Here is a 1,924-nt window from a genome sequence, read left to right as displayed (position 1 = left end):
CTACGGTTACAGCCAGCCGGCGACGGCAGCGTAAGAAACCCATCAAATCCGCTGTCCGAAATCACCGCAGCAGGCCACGCGGCTACTTTCTTGTTGGTCCAGGGCGTCGACTCTCGCGTCGTGATGGCGCTCCTCGGCTGGTCCAGCCCCAGCCAGCTGCACCGCTACCAGCACATCGTCGACGACCTGCGACGCGACGCCGCCCACCGAATGGCCTCGATTCTGTATCCCCCAACCCAGAACTGAACGGCTGAGCGCCGCGGGCCGCGCCGGAGCATGCCCCGCCACGCATTCCGAGGGGCAGGACGAACGATGACAACCGCTCACAGTAGGCCGACCCATCACTTTGGAAAGGTAATGCGGTAGCCGCCCATCATCCGACGACGGACGAAGTCAGTCATGAAACGCACTCTCAGCCGGGTCCTGACACATCACGTGAGCCGCCTGTCGGAAACGAACAGACGACCTTCTCGTTGCGAGTAGTCGTGCCTCAGCAATAGCGACCCAACCCACGAAAACCTTCTGACCTGGGGAAACGGAGGTCAACATCGTCACCGACACTCCCGCTCGATCACGGTCCATCCCGCGGGTTCCCGTAGTTTCTGCTGAATTTCTGTTGACCAATGAGAACCACCGGTCAGGCTCCGTGCCCGTTGCCGCTTGACGTGTCGCAGCGCTCAACTCGCCACTGAAGGCCGAATGCAAGTCGTGCATTCTCCCGATTCCTCCCCGGAAGACCACCGGGTTTCTGCTTCGTCGGTGCCGCTGCTCAAGCATCACGAGTCTAAGAGAGCACCCGATCTGCGCCAAGAATTTGGTGTGGCCAACTTCGCGGTCCGACGATAGTTGAACAGAGATACCTGGAGCGTCATCGCCCGAAGTCGCCAAAGCCACGGGTCAGCGGACGATCCTGCGGCTTCATCGAGCTGCGCGCGCTTCTAGGCATTCGAACCCCGAATCTTCTGATCCGTAGGACTCAGGTGGGGTGACCCGTGCCGTCTCGGCGCACCTACAGACGACACCCGCTTAAACACGAAAGTAGCAGATCAGACCCCGGTTCGCCGCTCTGCCCACAGGTGACGTCCCCCGTCGCGTCGAGTCGGTCTCACGGTTCCGGGCGGGTTCTAGGTAGTGATGCAACACCTCGATGACTGAGGAGTTGTTCCATGGCTCGTCCGATGCGGCCCAGGGAATTCGATCGTCCGTTCTGGGAGGCGATCCGTTCAGGTCTGGGGGTGAAGTCGGCTGCCCGGCTGACGGGCATGTCGGCAACCACGTCCAAGCGGGTCTTCAGCAAGGCTGGCGGGGTGAACCCTGTTCCCGTGCACCCGCCGGTCGGCCGGTACTTGTCCTGGGTCGAGCGCGAGGACATTGCGGCGTTGACCCATGCCGGCCACGGGGTCCGCGAGATCGCTCGCCGTACCGGGCGCAGCCCGGCCACGATCAGCCGTGAGCTGTCGCGGGGTGCGACCGGTCGTGGGTACCGGGCCTCGGTCGCCCAGTCCAAGGTCGATCGCGGCCGCACCAGGGCGCGGGGCGCGAAGCTGGCCACCAACCTGCGCCTGCGCAGGGCGGCCCAGGACCACCTGGTCCAGCACCTGAGTCCCGAGCAGATCGCTGGCAGACTCCGACGAGACTTCCCCGACGATCCGGAGATGCGGGTGTCGCCCGAGACGATCTACCAGTCGCTGTACATCCAGGCCCGCGGCGGGCTGAAACGGGAGCTGACCGCGCATCTGCGCACCGGACGCTCGATGCGCAAACCACGGCGCCGCGAGGCCGAACGACGCGGCCGGATCCCCGGCATGATCATGATCAGCGAACGCCCCGCCGAGGTCGAGGATCGCGCGGTGCCCGGGCACTGGGAATCTCAATGTTGTTGTCAAGCGGCATGAGCCCTCGCGGGTGGGGCGGCGGTCCAGGT

Annotated in this window: 1 protein-coding gene and 1 pseudogene; both read left to right on the top strand. The window is 64.5% G+C overall.

Features of this window, described 5'->3' with window-relative positions; translation table 11 throughout:
* Positions 1–246 (top strand): annotated as a pseudogene (locus tag ABKW28_RS22710) (hypothetical protein); the annotation flags it as partial.
* 920 nt (positions 247–1,166) lie between these two features.
* Positions 1,167–1,895 carry an IS30 family transposase gene (locus ABKW28_RS22705; RefSeq protein ID WP_348613535.1) on the top strand — a complete coding sequence of 243 codons (729 nt, stop codon included), beginning with the start codon at positions 1,167–1,169 and terminating at the stop codon, positions 1,893–1,895.
* Positions 1,896–1,924 lie beyond the last annotated feature (29 nt).

It is taken from the genome of Nocardioides sp. 31GB23 (assembly GCF_040012395.1).
Lineage (GTDB): Bacteria > Actinomycetota > Actinomycetes > Propionibacteriales > Nocardioidaceae > Nocardioides > Nocardioides salarius.
This window is presented reverse-complemented; position numbering and strand designations above follow the sequence as displayed.